At 47.2% G+C, this 15,615-nt stretch carries 12 protein-coding genes, 5 tRNA genes and 1 pseudogene; 11 read left to right on the forward strand and 7 right to left on the reverse strand.

Annotated elements, in window-relative coordinates; all coding sequences use genetic code 11:
* Positions 1–11: 11 nt before the first annotated feature.
* From MHI30_RS01010 to MHI30_RS01040, 7 genes and pseudogenes are all read right to left on the reverse strand, one after another.
* Complete coding sequence (locus tag MHI30_RS01010; protein WP_075753519.1) at positions 12–1,241, reverse strand: DUF1343 domain-containing protein; 1,230 nt, start codon at positions 1,239–1,241, stop codon at positions 12–14.
* A complete protein-coding gene (locus MHI30_RS01015; protein WP_075753521.1) occupies positions 1,241–3,172 on the reverse strand; it encodes a glycoside hydrolase family 3 protein in 1,932 nt (643 codons plus the stop codon). The genes MHI30_RS01010 and MHI30_RS01015 overlap by 1 nt, the downstream gene beginning before the upstream one ends.
* A 15-nt stretch (positions 3,173–3,187) precedes the next feature.
* Positions 3,188–4,537, reverse strand: a pseudogene (pbp4b, locus tag MHI30_RS01020) (penicillin binding protein PBP4B).
* Between the two features lie 66 nt (positions 4,538–4,603).
* Complete coding sequence (locus tag MHI30_RS01025; protein WP_075753525.1) at positions 4,604–5,971, reverse strand: PTS transporter subunit EIIC; 1,368 nt, start codon at positions 5,969–5,971, stop codon at positions 4,604–4,606.
* 16 nt (positions 5,972–5,987) lie between these two features.
* The gene (locus MHI30_RS01030) at positions 5,988–6,845 is read right to left on the reverse strand and encodes a MurR/RpiR family transcriptional regulator (protein ID WP_075753527.1); all 858 of its coding nucleotides are present in this window, start codon (positions 6,843–6,845) and stop codon (positions 5,988–5,990) included.
* Between the two features lie 18 nt (positions 6,846–6,863).
* On the reverse strand, positions 6,864–7,778 hold the full coding sequence (murQ, locus tag MHI30_RS01035) for an N-acetylmuramic acid 6-phosphate etherase (RefSeq protein WP_003178433.1): 915 nt from the start codon (positions 7,776–7,778) through the stop codon (positions 6,864–6,866).
* Positions 7,779–7,952: 174 nt separating this feature from the next.
* Entirely contained in the window at positions 7,953–8,405 is a 453-nt protein-coding gene (locus MHI30_RS01040; RefSeq protein ID WP_003178435.1) for a DUF523 domain-containing protein, read from the reverse strand.
* Between the two features lie 183 nt (positions 8,406–8,588).
* Here MHI30_RS01040 and MHI30_RS01045 point away from each other — a divergent pair.
* From MHI30_RS01045 to glmM, 11 genes are all read left to right on the forward strand, one after another.
* Positions 8,589–8,663, forward strand: a tRNA-Glu gene (locus MHI30_RS01045).
* Positions 8,664–8,813: 150 nt separating this feature from the next.
* Positions 8,814–8,889, forward strand: a tRNA-Val gene (locus tag MHI30_RS01050).
* A gap of 58 nt (positions 8,890–8,947) precedes the next feature.
* Positions 8,948–9,020 (forward strand) — tRNA-Thr (locus MHI30_RS01055).
* A gap of 8 nt (positions 9,021–9,028) precedes the next feature.
* Positions 9,029–9,113 (forward strand) — tRNA-Tyr (locus MHI30_RS01060).
* 4 nt (positions 9,114–9,117) lie between these two features.
* Positions 9,118–9,189: transfer RNA gene (locus tag MHI30_RS01065), tRNA-Gln, on the forward strand.
* 125 nt (positions 9,190–9,314) lie between these two features.
* A complete protein-coding gene (gene rocF / locus MHI30_RS01070; protein ID WP_020449919.1) occupies positions 9,315–10,229 on the forward strand; it encodes an arginase in 915 nt (304 codons plus the stop codon).
* A gap of 224 nt (positions 10,230–10,453) precedes the next feature.
* Positions 10,454–11,017 (forward strand): RNA polymerase sigma factor SigW, encoded by a 564-nt coding sequence (gene sigW, locus MHI30_RS01075; protein ID WP_003178438.1) that lies wholly within the window; start codon positions 10,454–10,456, stop codon positions 11,015–11,017.
* 13 nt (positions 11,018–11,030) lie between these two features.
* Complete coding sequence (gene rsiW, locus MHI30_RS01080; protein ID WP_020449920.1) at positions 11,031–11,651, forward strand: anti-sigma-W factor RsiW; 621 nt, start codon at positions 11,031–11,033, stop codon at positions 11,649–11,651.
* Between the two features lie 165 nt (positions 11,652–11,816).
* Positions 11,817–12,638, forward strand: a complete 822-nt coding sequence (cdaA, locus tag MHI30_RS01085) for a diadenylate cyclase CdaA (protein WP_003178443.1) — start codon at positions 11,817–11,819, stop codon at positions 12,636–12,638.
* Complete coding sequence (locus tag MHI30_RS01090; protein WP_020449921.1) at positions 12,631–13,947, forward strand: YbbR-like domain-containing protein; 1,317 nt, start codon at positions 12,631–12,633, stop codon at positions 13,945–13,947. Before cdaA ends, MHI30_RS01090 begins: the two co-directional genes overlap by 8 nt.
* 20 nt (positions 13,948–13,967) lie before the next feature.
* A complete protein-coding gene (glmM, locus tag MHI30_RS01095; RefSeq protein ID WP_075753529.1) occupies positions 13,968–15,314 on the forward strand; it encodes a phosphoglucosamine mutase in 1,347 nt (448 codons plus the stop codon).
* Positions 15,315–15,615: the final 301 nt, after the last annotated feature.

The raw sequence follows: 15,615 nt of genomic DNA on the forward strand, positions 1-15,615 counted from the left end.
TCCCGCTCTTCCTAATAAAGCAAATATTTCTTTCTGATATTCATAAACCGTTTTTGCTCTGCTTCGTATTTTTTGACGATTTCATCAATTGAAGCGCCTTGTTCAATCATGGTTTTGACCCATCCGTTCCCGATTAGACGGTTGAAATTTCCAGAAGGGAGGAATTCAAAGTCGTCCGGGTAGAGGTCATGGACGGTTTTGATGATCGCGATACCGGTATTTACAGGCTTAAAAGCGGACCTGTTTGTCACGTAAAGTTCCACCCCGTGGCACAGTTTATTTTGATGCTTGGAAAATGTCGGAGTGAACGAGGCGGCTCTGAATCGGACGCCAGGAAGCTTCAGACCGTTTAACTTTTCGGCGAGCTCCGTACTTTTCATGTAGGGCGCACCAATTAATTCAAATGGCTTTGTCGTGCCCCTTCCTTCTGACATATTGGTTCCTTCAATTAAACCTGTGCCCGGGTAGACGATGCTCGTATCCGGGGTCGGCATGTTCGGGGACGGCAGGACGAAAGGAAGACCAGTGTCTTCAAAGAACATCTGCCGCTTCCACCCTTTCATTTTAATGACGGTTAAATCGGCGCCGATGTTAAATTCATCATTAAACAGCTTTGCCAGTTCTCCTGCGGTCATTCCGTGCTTTAAAGGAATGGGATACATTCCGACAAATGAAGAATAATCCGGATCAAGGACAGGTCCTTCAACTTTTAAGCCGCTTTGCGGGTTTGGCCGGTCAAGAACCATGAATGGAATGCCGTTTTCTTTTGCCGCCTCCATCGCATATGCCATTGTGTAAATGTAAGTGTAAAACTGCGTTCCGACATCCTGGATGTCAAATAGCAGGACGTCAACGTTTTTCAACATCTCCGGTGTCGGTTTTCTCGTATCTCCGTAAAGGCTGTAGACGGGGAGACCGGTTTTTTCATCAATATAAGAGTCAACCTTATCGCCGGCTTGAGCGTCTCCCCTTACACCGTGCTCTGGACCATAGAGAGCGGTCAGTTCAATACCGGGGGCTTGTTGAAGCAAATCGATGCTGCTTATTAATGCTGAATTGACACCGGTTGGATTTGTGATGAGACCGACCCTTTTTCCTTTTAATATGCTTTTCTTTTTCATGATCACTTCAATACCCGGTGAGACCTTTGCCCTCTTTTCTTTGTCCGGAAAGGCCGCTGCTGCGGTTAATGTACTGAAGACAAACATTCCCGCAAGCAGCCAGATCGCTTTTTTTCTCATCATGACCCTCCTTTGTGAAGCGGCTTGCCGTTTTTAATATTCAACCCGTAGCCGAACGGGTAAAGGGTTTCTCCGGGGCGTGTGACCGAAGGAATGTCTACGGGCAATGTTCCTTTAGGCTTTGCCTTTCCGAAGATAACTTCCACCCCGGCCGGGATATTCGGCTGCCTGAAGCGCCCGTTTACATAGCCTTTAAAGCCGTATACTGCGATCACGGCAGAAGCTTCTTCAAAATTTGCCGTGTCATAAGGGTTTCGCAAGCTCATTAAGACAAATTTTTTCCCGTTTGCCTGAGCGTATTTCATGGCGGCGCGCGGAAAAGCAGTTGCCCACTTGCTTGAGTCTTGAATGCTGTCATCAATGACACCGTCATTTACAACAGGATCGTTTTTGATGACATATGATCCTGTGATGACATAATCGGCTTCGTCAATTTTCTTTTGAATCTCTTCATCAAACGTTTTTTCTGCAAATCGATATTCGACCACCTTAATGTTTTTCTTTATTTTGCTGATGGTTTTGGCGATTGCTGCTGTTTGCTCTTCGTATGGGGCGAGAATGAGGACGGTGTCTCCTTTTTTCGGTTTGAATGGCAAGGTGCTTTTGTCGTTTTTAAGGATGGTGACGCTTTCTCTTGCCATTTTCCTTTCGGATTTCACGTGTTTGTTGCTGCCGACTGTTTTCAAGGCGTATTTGATTTTTTTCTGAAGCGGTTCTGAGCCGGTGTGATCGATGATACCCCGGTTTATTTTTAATTGAAGGATTCGCTCCACCGACTGATCGATTTGTTCGATAGGGATCTCACCTTTTTTAACGGCTGCCAGAAGAGCTTCGAATACACGCGCCAGATTTTTTTCAGTCTCAAGCGATGTGACTTGCGCGGGCATGAGGGCGATGTCGACTCCTGCTTTGACAGCCATGACGACGGCTTCCTCCTGTCCGAAATTATCAGAAATGGCTTTCATATTTAAAGCGTCTGTTACGACAACGCCCTTAAAGCCGAGATCTTTGCGGAGAAGGTCTGTCATGACTTTTTTGGAAAGTGTTGCAGGCACCATGATGTCCTCGCCGTCTTTTTTGCTTTTATAGGTTGTATTGTCAAAGGCGGGGAACTGGACATGCGCTGTCATGATCATGTCAATTCCTGCATCGATCGCTTTTTGAAATGGCACAAGTTCAACACTTCTCAGCCTTTTTTCATCATGCGGAACAAGCGGCAATCCGTAATGACTGTCAACCACTGTATCGCCGTGTCCGGGAAAGTGCTTTGCTGTAGCGATCATTTGCTCGTCCTGCAGGCCTTTCATCATCTGGATGCCGAGCTTTGAAGTCAGCTCAGGCTTGGAACTGAAAGAACGAACACCGATGACAGGGTTGCCGGGATTGTTGTTAACATCAAGTACAGGACTGAAGTTCACATTGATGCCCAGTGATGATAATTCTTTTCCGATGATTTTTCCTGATCTGAAGGCGTTTTTGCTGCTTCTCGATGCTCCGACTGCCATATTGCCGGGCAGGTTTGTGCCTGATTCGAGTCTGGTGACAATCCCGCCTTCCTGATCGATCGTGATAAAGAGCGGAATGTCAGGACTCGCTTTTTGCAGGCCGTCTGTTAACCGTACAGTCTGCTCTGTGCCTGTGACGTTTTCAGCAAAAAGAATGACGCCGCCGAGCCGGTATTTTTCAATGATTCCCGCGACTTCGTCATTCATTTTCGTTAATCCTTTGGCGTTCGATTCCCCTTTTTTCTTCCAGTTTCTAAAATCAGGCATCAGCATTTGTCCGATTTTCTCTTCAAGCGACATGCTGCTGACCATTTGTTTGAGGTGTTGTTCAGGCTGCTGTTTCGCTTCTGCTTCGCGAGTGGCGGGCTGCAAAGCGAGAGACGATAATAGCAATGCAATCAACGCGCATTGAAGAAATCTTTTCATATAAGGGGTCGCCTCCTATTGGTGATGTAACGCCTCGTAAATAGCTGTAATGACGCTGCCGTACTTTCCGGTTGCAAATGCATCACCTTCGAATTGATTCGGGTTTTCTTTAGGATCGATGACAGGAGAGTGTTTTTTATTGGTTAACAACACAATGCCGATTTGATACACGGGATCGATGATAGTAACGGTTCCCGTCCAGCCGGTATGGCCGTATGCCTTGCTGCTGGCGTGCTTGCCGAACATCCACTCCATATCGGTATTGCCGTTAAGCCGCCATCCTAGTCCATATGTGGGATTTGTTTTTGACGGCTCAGTAAATTGTGAAATGACCGAACGGCTGAATAGCTGCTGTTTCTCGTAACCGCCGCCGTTCAGCATGACTTGAAGGAGCACTGCTGTGTCGTCAACAGTGGAAAACAGGCCGGCATGCCCAGAGACGCCTTCCATTGAATAGAACGCTTTTTCATCGTGGACTTCCCCTTGAAGCGTGTAAGTTCTGATATTTGGAAACGAGATGGTGCCGTCTCTAGTGTTTCCCATTCGTTCCGTAGCTGCAAAATGCGATGGTTTAAAGCCCTTTTGGAGCGGATTAAACAAAGTATGCCGCAACCCGAGAGGCCGGTAAAATTGGTTTTCAACAAAGGTATCTAAACGCTCGTTTGTGACTTTTTCTATGATCAGCCCGAGGAGCATATAGTCGATGTCACTGTAAATTTGTTTTGTGCCGGGTTCATATGACAAGGGGGTTTTGACAAGATATTCAAGCGTTTTGCTCCGTGACTGAGAGTAGAGGTGTCCGGCTGCTTTCGGGTCGTAATAGTTCCAGCTTGCAGGGAAGCCTGCGTTATGGTGGAGCAAATCAATGACGCGGAGCCGGTTTTTTCCCTTTACATCGTCTTCCGGGTGATCTTTGAAATCAGGAAGATAATGTGAAATGTTTTTGTTCAAGTCAAGCTTTCCGGTGCTCACTAAATGCTGCAAGGCAAAATTGACGGCATACATTTTTGTATTGGAGGCGAGGTCAAACATCGTGTTTGCTTTCATTTTTTTTGGATGTTTGAGCGTCGAGAGGCCGTTGTATTTCTGCTTGTAGCCGTATGCTTCTTTTTTGACGATTTTTCCGTCTTTTATCAAAATCAAGGCAGCCCCGGGAAAGCCCGCTTTGACATCCTATTCGATCAGACGGTCCACGGCTTTAAGCTTTTCCGAAGAAAAACCGGCTTCTTCAGGCGTTTTCGCCTTCGTTAATACGGGATATGTCAGCAACCCTGTTGTCTCGTTCGCAATTGCAGTCTGTGCTGATGACGGAAGCGGGAAAAAGCATGTCAGCAACAATAGGGACGATGCTGCAGCGCTGATCATAAACTTTTTCAGCTTGCTTCACTCCTTTCTGTCAAAAAATGCATAGTGGGAATTTTAAACAAACGTTTAATCAAATTCAACTGCCATATCGTCTTTAAAACCAAAGAGATATGTTAAGGCAAAGCCGGCAGCATAGGAAATAAACAAACCGAGAATATACAAAAGAACTTGGTGGGTATGGACTAAAAATGACAAAGGAAGACCTGATACGCCTATCGATTCGGTCGCGATTTTGAAATACGCTTGAAAGGCTCCACCTACTCCGGCGCCGAGGCACGCGGTTAAAAACGGACGTCCGAGTGGAAGAGTCACACCGAATATGAGCGGTTCACCGATTCCGAGCAGGCCTGACGGCAGTCCGCCGGCAATGGCTCTTTTGAGCTTTGCTTTTTTTGTTTTGAAATAGATCGCAAAAGCGGCGCCTACTTGACCTGCGCCCCCCATGGCCAAAATCGGCAGCAGCGGGTCATCGCCGATTGAATGGATTAATTCCATATGAACGGGTGTCAATCCTTGGTGCAGTCCGGTTACGACGAGCGGAAGGAAGGTGGCCCCCAGTACAAAGCCGGCGATAATGCCGCCGAGATCTAAAATGGCGAGAAGTCCTGACGTTATGGCGTCGGATATCAAGCCGCCGACAGGCATGAAGACAACGTAAGTGACGATTCCTGTGATGAGAAGGGAGACTGTAGGTGTGATGATGATGTCGAGTGAATGGGGTACAAGGCGCCTGACCCGTTTTTCGAGAAAAGCGATAAAAGCAGCTGCGAATAAAATACCGATTAAACCGCCGCGTCCCGGCAAAAGCGCTTCACCGAAAAGCGAAATATCACCAACGGCCGGGTTAATGATTAAAATACCGGCTAATCCACCGAGTGCGGGGGAGCCGCCGAATTCTTTCGCCGTATTGACCCCGACCAGGATGCCCAAATACGTAAATAAACCTGAGCCTATTACCGTTAAAATAATGGCGGTTTGTGACGTTTCAGCAAGCCAGCCTGCTTGGATAACGGCTTTGGTGATTCCGGTAATCAAGCCTGAGGCGACCAAAGCGGGGATCAGCGGTATAAAAATGCTTGCGATCCGCCGAAGAAACAACTTAAAAGGCGTCGCATTTTTCTTGGAAACCTCCGCTTTATGTTTGGCTGCGGATTGTTTTAAGTCAACGTGTTCCGCAGATTGAAGCAGCTTCCCGAACTCGTCTGATACGTGCTGTACGACGCCAGTGCCGAGGATAATCTGAAGCGTTTCCTCCTCAACGACGCCAATCACGCCTTCAAGCGCTTTGATTGAGCCGATGTCGGTTTTTTGACTGTTGACAGGCGTGATGCGCAGGCGCGTCATACAATGGGTATAATCTGCGACGTTAGACGGACCGCCGATGTGTTGTAAGATCAGTTTTGCCAGGCCGGCATATTTTTTCTCATCGCTCATTTTATATCCCCCTTTTTTACAATTCGCTCATTCCCATCATGCGGATGGCCGCTTTTGTTTGATCAATATATTGAATGATGTCCTCGTAGCGCTCCGCGGCCATGCCTAAAAACAGAATGTCAATCATGTAAAGCTGAGTTAAACGAGAGGAGGTGGCGGCGCTGCGAAACGGCGCTTCATTTGAGCATGACGTATACAGGGCGATATCGCTTAATGAAGAGACAGCAGACTGTCCAAACCGCGTCAGTCCAATGGTTTTAATGCCATGTTTTTTGGCGAGTCTGACTGCATTGGCGATTTCATGCGTTTCTCCTGAATGAGATATGGCAAACAGAACGTCATTCTCGCCGGCATTGGCGATTAATGTCGCGACAAGATGCATATCACTAAAAGCGGTAGCTTTTTTATTGATGCGCAAAAATTTCTGCTGGGCATCTTGTGCGACGATTCCTGAAGCCCCGATCCCGCAAAAATGAACCGTTTCTGCGTTGATCAGTATTTGAATCGCTTTTTGAAGATCTTCGTGGTCAATGTTTTCAAAGGTATCGCGAATCGCCTGAATCGAATTGCTGGTTGTTTTTTGAACGATTGAATGGAGCGGCTCCTGCGGTTCGATATCGCGGTATCCCTGATCAGACGGTTTCATTAAATCGCCGGCGACCCTCATTTTTAAATCTTGAAAGCCTTTCAGCCCCAGAGATTTGCAGAGCCGTATTGCCGCCGCCCCGCTTGTCTTTGCCGAAGAGCTCACCTCTTGAATGGTGCCGTTTACGACCTCGTGTGGGTTTTTCAAAATGTATTCGGCAAGTTTTCGTTCAGATTGCGGCAATTTGTGAAGCATATTCTGAATGATTTCCAATCCTCCTGCAGCCATTGTTTCTTCCTTTCTTATTTAAGATTTTTCATAAATGGATAGGGCCTTTTCAATATCGCCTTCTGATTTCTCCAGCAGTTTTTCTGCAGCGGCTGCATCTTCGTTTGTTTTCAGCATGATGATGGCGGTTTTGACTTGGTTATTGGACATTTCCAATGCTTGCGCCGCTGTTTCTTTTGGCATACCTGTGACCGTTTGGATGATGCGGATCGCCCGCTCCTTTAATTTGTCATTGCTTACTTTTACATCTACCATGAGGTTTTCATAGACTTTCCCCATTTTGATCATGGCCGCCGTTGAGATCATGTTTAAAATCATTTTATGAGCGGTTGCGGCTTTCATTCTCGTCGATCCGGCAATGACTTCAGGGCCGACGACTACTTCTATGCTGTGATCTGCCGCCTGGCTGATCGCCGAGTTTTCATTGCATGTCAGCGATATGGCCTTGGCACCTGTTTTCTTGGCATACTTCAGGGCGCCTAGGACGTACGGAGTTCGGCCGCTGGCGGCGATTCCGATTACGGTATCATTGTTTGAGAGGTTAACGGCTTCTAAATCCCGTCTGCCAAAAGCCTCATGATCTTCAGCGCCTTCGACGGCATTGTACAAAGCTTTTTCTCCCCCTGCAATGATGCCTATGACCGACTCGGGAGATATGCTGAATGTCGGCGGGCATTCAGCTGCATCAAGTACGCCGAGCCTCCCGCTTGTACCGGCACCGATGTAGATGATCCGTCCCCCTTTCTTTAACGACCCGACGGCGTAGTCAACGGCGGTCTTAACATCGGGCAAGACTTCTTGTACAGCTTCGGCTACCGTTTTATCTTCATCATTCATGATTTTCAACATATCGATCGTTTCTGCCTGGTGAATGCGCTTGGATCTTTCATTGCGGCGTTCGGTTGTTAAGGAACCTAAATGGCTGTTTTCCATCGACAAATCCTCCTGATCATAAAATGCATATATTTCTTAATTTTCAGTATATTATGGCTGGAATATAATTTCAATGACAAAAGATAAATATTAAAATTTTGTTTCAATTAGGTTCTAAACATCTGAACGCCGAAATAAAATAAAGCGCAGATGAACTGCGCTTATGTCCTGGTACTACAGCTCGTCTATTTGATGTTCGGAAATCACACGGAAGCCTTCTTTTTTCAGAAGTGCCGACGTAAGGCCGTTGCCGGCTATTTTTTTGCTTGAGAAACTTCCATCGTATATATGGCTGCTGCCGCAAGACGGGCTGTTTTCCTTCAGCACGATCGTATCAGCCTTGATTTGCCTTGCCATCTCCAATGTTTGATATGCCCCTTTTATATATAGGTCTGTTACGTCATTTCCCGATTGTGTCTTGATCACCGCTTTGCCGTCTAAAACGTCTTCTCCCGTCCCGCCTATAATTTCGGCCGGTTCCCTTGGTGTTTGAAATCCGCCGAGCAGCTCGGGACAAGCCATCACCGCTTTTTTTTCTTCAACGAGCTTATTGATTTTTTCGACATAGCTGTGCGAACCGTTATAGCGGCATTCCACTCCGGCCAGACATGAACTTACCAGTATCATTATTCGGTCCCCTCTCTTGCACATCAGATAGCCCTATTTTAAACAAAATTTCCGCGCTTTTCTCAATCTCTATGAATAAAAAATTTGAAAATAAAAATTTTAATTTACCTCTTTACAAATGGGGAGGAACCTGTATATAATAACTTTTGTCAGCTTTACGAGAGCTGCTTGAAACACGGTGATGGCCCGTTGGTCAAGTGGTTAAGACACCGCCCTTTCACGGCGGTAACACGGGTTCGAATCCCGTACGGGTCACCATTCTTTTTTGGACGGCACGCTGGGAAAAGGAAGGCATGCTAAAGGGCGCAACATTCTGTTGCAACGCGCACTTGTACTTCAAAGGCAAGGAAGGCATGCTAAAAGCGCAACGTCCTGTTGCAACGCATGCACTTGTACGTCCTGTACTTCGGAGGATTAGCTCAGCTGGGAGAGCATCTGCCTTACAAGCAGAGGGTCGGCGGTTCGATCCCGTCATCCTCCACCATTTTTCGAAGCGGTTTTAGACACAACCGCGCCGGTAACTGCATAAGATACCGTATCATGCCGGTCTAGCTCAATTGGTAGAGCAACTGACTTGTAATCAGTAGGTTGGGGGTTCAAGTCCTCTGGCCGGCACTGTTTTTGGAGGGGTAGCGAAGTGGCTAAACGCGGCGGACTGTAAATCCGCTCCCTCAGGGTTCGGCGGTTCGAATCCGTCCCCCTCCACCATTTTTGGGCTATAGCCAAGCGGTAAGGCAACGGACTTTGACTCCGTCATGCGCTGGTTCGAATCCAGCTAGCCCAGTTTTTGGACATCCTGTTTGGATGTCCTTTTTATTTTGTCTTTTTTGTATAACTATTCAAAAAAATGTCTTGTTGAGTCAATTCTGAATTGGAAGGTACAATGAAGGTCTGAAAGGGGGATATCATATGTTAAAACAGCAGATTTCTATGATCGGCGTACCGATGGATCTCGGTCAGCTGAGGCGGGGAGTTGATATGGGACCGAGCGCGATTCGCTGTGCCGGTGTTAATGAACGGTTAGAAAGCCTTTGTCAGGATATTGAAGACCTCGGCGATATGACGATCGGGCAAAGAGAGGATGAGAAAGAAGGCGGGGAGCCGGCAGCTGAAGAGCTGAGAAACTTGAAAGCGATTACAAAGGCAAGTGCAAAACTTGCTGAGACCGTTGATAAGATCGTGGCTTCAGGTGCTTTTCCGCTCGTGCTGGGCGGTGACCACAGCATTGCGATCGGAACGCTTGCCGGCCTTGTGAAGCATTATCAAAACCTGGGTGTGATCTGGTATGATGCCCATGCTGATTTAAATACGAAAGAAACGTCTCCTTCAGGCAATATTCACGGCATGCCGCTCGCCATCAGCCTGGGGATCGGCCATGAAGGGCTGACAGGCATCTATGGAAAAGAAACGAAAATTAAAGCGGAGAACATCGTCATCATCGGTGCGAGGTCACTTGATGACGGGGAAAAAGAATTGATTCGCGACAAAGGGATCAAAGTGTATACAATGCATGAAATCGACCGCCTCGGCATGACGAGGGTGATGGAAGAAACGATAGACTATTTGCGCGGCAGAACGGACGGTGTCCATCTGTCACTCGATTTAGACGCGCTTGATCCGAACGATGCGCCGGGTGTCGGAACTCCGGTAGCGGGAGGCATCAGTTACAGGGAAAGCCACCTGGCGATGGAAATGCTGGAGGAATCGAAGCTGATTACTTCCGCTGAGTTTGTCGAAGTCAACCCGATATTGGATGAGAAAAACAGGACGGCGGAAGCGGCTGTCGCCTTAATGGGGTCGCTGTTTGGCGAAAAGCTGCTATAAATACGGTTGAAGAGCGGCCTCTGGCTGCTTTTTTTTATGAAGAAGTCTCAACTTCATAATATTTAGGTTGTATAATAATTTTAAGCTAATATTAAGCGCATGATCCCTGTCAAAGCATCTACACCCTGCCAAAAATTTGATAAACTATTTTTATGAATTTAATGAAACCTTATAAAAATCAATTCGTATACATAAAGACCGGTGAAGGCAGAGGTTAGATAAATATGGAAACAATGATTAAAAAAAGAATCAAACAGGTGAAAAAAGGCGATCGTAACGCATTTGCAGACATTGTGGATATTTACAAAGACAAAATTTATCAGCTTTGCTACCGTATGCTCGGCAATGCGCATGAGGCGGAAGATATTGCGCAGGAAGCGTTTATCAGAGCATACGTGAATATCGACAGTTTTGATATCAACCGGAAATTTTCCACATGGCTTTATCGAATCGCAACCAATTTGACCATCGATCGTATCCGTAAAAAAAAGCCGGACTATTACTTGGATGCAGAGGTGGCGGGGACTGAAGGACTGACGATGTATTCCCAGGTTGCGGCGGATGTTGCGCTTCCAGAGGATGAAGTGGTTTCTTTGGAGCTGCACAGCACCATCCAGGAAAAAATCTTAAGGCTTCCCGATAAATACAGGACGGTCATCGTATTAAAGTACATTGATGAGCTCTCACTCATTGAGATCAGTGAAATCCTTAATATTCCCGTAGGTACGGTAAAAACGAGGATACACAGGGGCAGAGAGGCTCTCAGAAAACAATTAAGGGATCTTTAAGTGGGGTGATGAAATGAGCTGTCCGGAGGATATTGTTCAGCTTATGCATAAATACCTTGACGGAGACATACTGCCGGAAGATGAATCGCAATTAAAAGAGCACCTCCAATCATGTGAAGGCTGCAAAAAGCACCTTCATGAAATGGAAAAATCCATCGCTCTTGTCCAGAGCACGTCGCATCTTACAGCTCCGGCGAACTTTACAGCCGATGTGCTGGCGAACCTGCCGAAGGAAAAGCGGACGGCATCGATCAACAGGTGGCTTAAAGCCCATCCGTTTTTAGTGGCGGCAGCTTTATTTACAATTTTGATGGGCGGCAGCTTTTTCTCCAGCTGGAAAAACGATCAGGATTTCAGCGTATCCAGCCAGCCCAATCTCGTAGTAAAAAACAACACGGTCATCGTACCTGAAGGCGAAGTTGTCAAAGGCGATGTGACCGTGAAAAACGGAAAGCTGATTATAGAGGGCAAAGTCGACGGCGATGTCACGATTGTTAATGGCGAAAAATATACGGCTTCAGCAGGACAAGTCACCGGTCAGATCCATGAGATCAACGAGATGTTCGACTGGATGTGGTATAAGATCAAATCGACCGGAAAATCGGTTTTGGGCATGAAGGAGTCTAAAGAATAGAGCAAAGCGGGCGAATGAGCTTTGCTCTTTTTTTATGAGGGGCCGCCATTTCACTTGGAAAATCAATTTGTGCTATAATAGCCTCTGTATATGTAAAAATAATAGATCATACCATTTTGAAACATATTAACCTTACTAATGACTGAATTCTTGGAGGACGAGGAAATGGCTTTTGAGGATATCCCTTTCTTGCAGTACCTCGGCGATGCCGTTGATATTCTCCTTGTTTGGTACGTAATATATAAATTAATGATGGTCATCCGCGGGACAAAGGCGGTTCAGCTTTTAAAGGGAATCGTGGTCATTGTTCTCGTCAGGCTGGCCAGTCAATATTTAGGATTAAGCACCCTGCAGTGGCTGGTTGACCAGGCGATCACATGGGGGTTCCTGGCGATCATTATCATCTTCCAGCCTGAATTGAGGAGAGCGCTGGAACAGCTGGGGCGGGGGCGCTTTTTTTCGAGGAGCGGAACACCTGAGGAAGAGCAGCAGCAGAAAACGATTGATGCAATTACAAAAGCGATTAAATATATGGCGAAACGCCGGATTGGCGCGCTTCTGACGATTGAACGGGAGACGGGAATGGGCGATTACATAGAAACGGGGATCCCTTTAAATGCAAAGGTCAGCTCCGAGCTATTGATCAACATCTTTATTCCGAATACACCGCTTCATGACGGCGCCGTAATTATGAAAAATGATGAGGTTGCTGCAGCCGCCTGCTACCTTCCGCTTTCTGAAAGCCCTTTTATTTCAAAAGAGCTTGGGACGAGGCACAGAGCAGCAGTGGGAATCAGTGAAGTGACCGACAGTCTGACGGTTGTCGTATCCGAAGAAACGGGCGGCATCAGCGTTGCCAAAAACGGAGACCTTCACCGTGATTTATCGGAAGAGGCATTGAAAAACATGCTTGAAGCGGAATTCAAGAAAAATTCGCGAGAAACTTCCTCAAATCGCTGGTATTGGAGGGCGAAGAAAAATGGATAAGTTCTTAAACAATCCCTGGGCTGTCAAAGTAGTCGCATTATTATTCGCGTTTCTTCTTTACTTTGCGGTCCACAGCGCTCAAGCGCCGACTCCGAAGAAACCAGGTGAATCGTTTTTCCCGACATCGACGACAGACGAAGCGACGCTCACCGATATACCGGTCAAATCGTTTTATGATGATGAAAACTACGTCGTAACAGGCGTGCCGCAGACGGTGAATGTCACGATTAAAGGCCCGACAGGAACCGTCAAGAAGGTCAGACAAGTGAAGGATTTTGAGATTTATGCCGATATGCAGCATCTGAAAACAGGCAGGCACAAAGTCGAGTTGAAGGCCAGAAATGTTGCCGAAGGCCTCACTCTGACCATCAATCCATCGGTGACAACCGTAACCATCGAAGAAAAAACGACGAAGGAATTCCCGGTCGAGGTTGATTTTTATAATAAAAACAAAATGAAAGACGGCTACACGCCGGAGCTGCCGATTATCAACCCGAAAAACGTCAGCGTCACCGGCTCAAAAGCCGTGATCGACAGAATCCAAAACATCAAGGCGACGATCAATTTAGAGGGTGTCGACCAGACGGTTGAAAAAGAAGCCAAGCTAACAGTGTACGACAGGGACGGAAATGTTCTTCCGGTTGAAGTCAGTCCATCCGTCGTTAAAATCACCGTTCCCGTGACAAGCCCCAGCAAAAAGATTCCCGTCAAAGTTGACCGGAAAGGGAGCCTTCCGGACGGTATCAGCATTTCCAGCCTTGATATCAGTCCGGGAGAGGTAACCGTCTACGGGCCGCAAAATGTTCTTGATTCGTTAGAATTTGTCGAGGCCGATGAGGTTGATTTAAGTAAAATGAAAGATGACACTGAGTTGGAAGCCAACATTAAAGTGCCGGACGGCGCTAAAAAAGTGTCACCCGAAAAAGTGAAAATCAAGGTGAAAGTTGACAAGGAAGAAGAGAAAAAACTGAAGAACGTTTCAATTAAAACCGCGGGGCTGAATGACAGCCGGGATCTTGAATTTCTCGATCCGAAGTCAGGCAAGCTGGATATCACGGCAAAGGGCTCGACAGCCGCGATCGAAAAACTCCAGCCTTCCGACGTCGAGCTCTATGTCAATGTGGCGGATCTCGATGACGGCGAGCATAACGTGAAGCTGGAAGTAAACGGACCGCAGAACATGACATGGTCGCTGCCGCGGCAGAGCATTCGAGTGAAAATCTCATCTCAAACAACCCAAAACGAAAAAAATAATGGTCAGGATGAAGAAGAAGAGAATCATTCTGAAAAGGATTCACAACCTTCATGAATCAAAAAGGAGCGATATTAATGGGCAAGTATTTTGGTACAGACGGTGTAAGAGGCGTGGCAAACAGTGAACTTACACCCGAGCTGGCCTTTAAAGTCGGACGCTTTGGCGGATATGTCCTAACAAAAGATAAGGAGCGCCCCAAGGTGCTGATCGGCCGTGATACGCGCATTTCCGGGCATATGCTGGAAGGTGCCCTTGTTGCAGGCCTTCTTTCGATAGGAGCAGAAGTCATGCGTCTCGGCGTGATTTCGACGCCCGGCGTCGCATATTTGACGAAGGCTATGGACGCGGAAGCGGGTGTGATGATTTCAGCTTCCCACAACCCTGTCGAGGACAACGGAATTAAGTTTTTCGGCGGCGACGGATTTAAGCTTTCCGATGAGCAGGAGCTTGAAATCGAGCGTCTGATGGATCAGCCTGAAGATCACCTGCCAAGGCCTGTAGGCGCTGATCTGGGTATGGTGAACGACTACTTTGAAGGCGGACAGAAATATTTGCAGTTTCTTAAGCAGTCTGCTGATGAAGACTTCACAGGCATCCATGTCGCGCTTGACTGTGCGCACGGGGCGACTTCTTCGCTGGCGACCCACCTGTTTGCCGATCTTGACGCAGATGTATCGACGATGGGGACTTCTCCGAACGGATTAAACATCAATGACGGAGTCGGCTCGACCCACCCTGAAGCCCTGGCCGAATTTGTAAAAGAAAAGGGAGCTGACGTCGGCATGGCGTTTGACGGGGATGGCGACCGCTTAATCGCTGTCGACGAAAAGGGGAATATCGTAGACGGCGATCAAATCATGTACATATGCGCGAAGTACTTGAAGAGCGAGGGGCGCCTGGCGGACAATACAGTTGTCTCTACGGTGATGAGCAACCTCGGCTTTTACAAAGCGCTTGAAGCGGAAGGTATTAAAAGCGTTCAGACAGCGGTCGGCGACCGCTATGTAGTGGAAGCGATGAAAAAGGACGGGTTTACTTTCGGCGGAGAACAGTCGGGACACCTGATTTTCCTTGATTACAATACAACAGGCGACGGCCTGCTTTCTGCGATCATGCTGATGAACACGATCAAAATGACAGGCAAATCTTTGTCAGAGCTTGCGGCGGAGATGCAGAAGTTTCCGCAGCTCCTCTTGAACGTGAAAGTAACCGATAAACATAAAGTGACGGAGAACGAAAAGGTAAAAGCGGTCATCGACGAGGTTGAGAAGGAAATGAACGGTGACGGCCGCATCCTTGTGCGCCCGTCCGGCACCGAGCCGCTTGTCCGTGTCATGGCTGAGGCGAAAACGAAGGAGCTTTGCGAGAAATACGTAGGCCGCATTGCAGATGTCGTGAAAGCTGAAATGGGAGCGGAGTGATTTTCCGCAGAAGACTGACGAACGAGACATGCTGATTTGACATAAGATAAAGGGAACCGTTCAATCTTGGAAAAAATGTGAACCATTTTGAAAAATGTTTGACGGTTCCTTTAGCGTATAGTAAAATCAGCTTGTCTTGTTTAATTTAAAAGGAAAGGCAGGGCAGAAACATTTTTTTATAGTTATAGCGCCCGGACTAAGCGTACGGATGAAACAGCTTAGTTGACGAGGATGGAGGTTTATCGAATTTTCGGCGGATGCCTCCCGGCTGACCACAAGATCACAGCCGCAAGGATTTCCT

This window comes from Bacillus sp. FSL L8-0528 (genome assembly GCF_038593085.1).
Lineage (GTDB): Bacteria > Bacillota > Bacilli > Bacillales > Bacillaceae > Bacillus > Bacillus paralicheniformis.

Bases quoted from the DNA above. Each gene is read 5' to 3' on its own strand.
- MHI30_RS01010 (WP_075753519.1), bottom strand. From the start codon at position 1,241: ATGAGAAAAAAAGCGATCTGGCTGCTTGCGGGAATGTTTGTCTTCAGT.
- MHI30_RS01015 (WP_075753521.1), bottom strand. From the start codon at position 3,172: ATGAAAAGATTTCTTCAATGCGCGTTGATTGCATTGCTATTATCGTCT.
- MHI30_RS01025 (WP_075753525.1), bottom strand. From the start codon at position 5,971: ATGAGCGATGAGAAAAAATATGCCGGCCTGGCAAAACTGATCTTACAA.
- MHI30_RS01030 (WP_075753527.1), bottom strand. From the start codon at position 6,845: ATGGCTGCAGGAGGATTGGAAATCATTCAGAATATGCTTCACAAATTG.
- murQ (WP_003178433.1), bottom strand. From the start codon at position 7,778: ATGGAAAACAGCCATTTAGGTTCCTTAACAACCGAACGCCGCAATGAA.
- MHI30_RS01040 (WP_003178435.1), bottom strand. From the start codon at position 8,405: ATGATACTGGTAAGTTCATGTCTGGCCGGAGTGGAATGCCGCTATAAC.
- rocF (WP_020449919.1), top strand. From the start codon at position 9,315: ATGTTAAAACAGCAGATTTCTATGATCGGCGTACCGATGGATCTCGGT.
- sigW (WP_003178438.1), top strand. From the start codon at position 10,454: ATGGAAACAATGATTAAAAAAAGAATCAAACAGGTGAAAAAAGGCGAT.
- rsiW (WP_020449920.1), top strand. From the start codon at position 11,031: ATGAGCTGTCCGGAGGATATTGTTCAGCTTATGCATAAATACCTTGAC.
- cdaA (WP_003178443.1), top strand. From the start codon at position 11,817: ATGGCTTTTGAGGATATCCCTTTCTTGCAGTACCTCGGCGATGCCGTT.
- MHI30_RS01090 (WP_020449921.1), top strand. From the start codon at position 12,631: ATGGATAAGTTCTTAAACAATCCCTGGGCTGTCAAAGTAGTCGCATTA.
- glmM (WP_075753529.1), top strand. From the start codon at position 13,968: ATGGGCAAGTATTTTGGTACAGACGGTGTAAGAGGCGTGGCAAACAGT.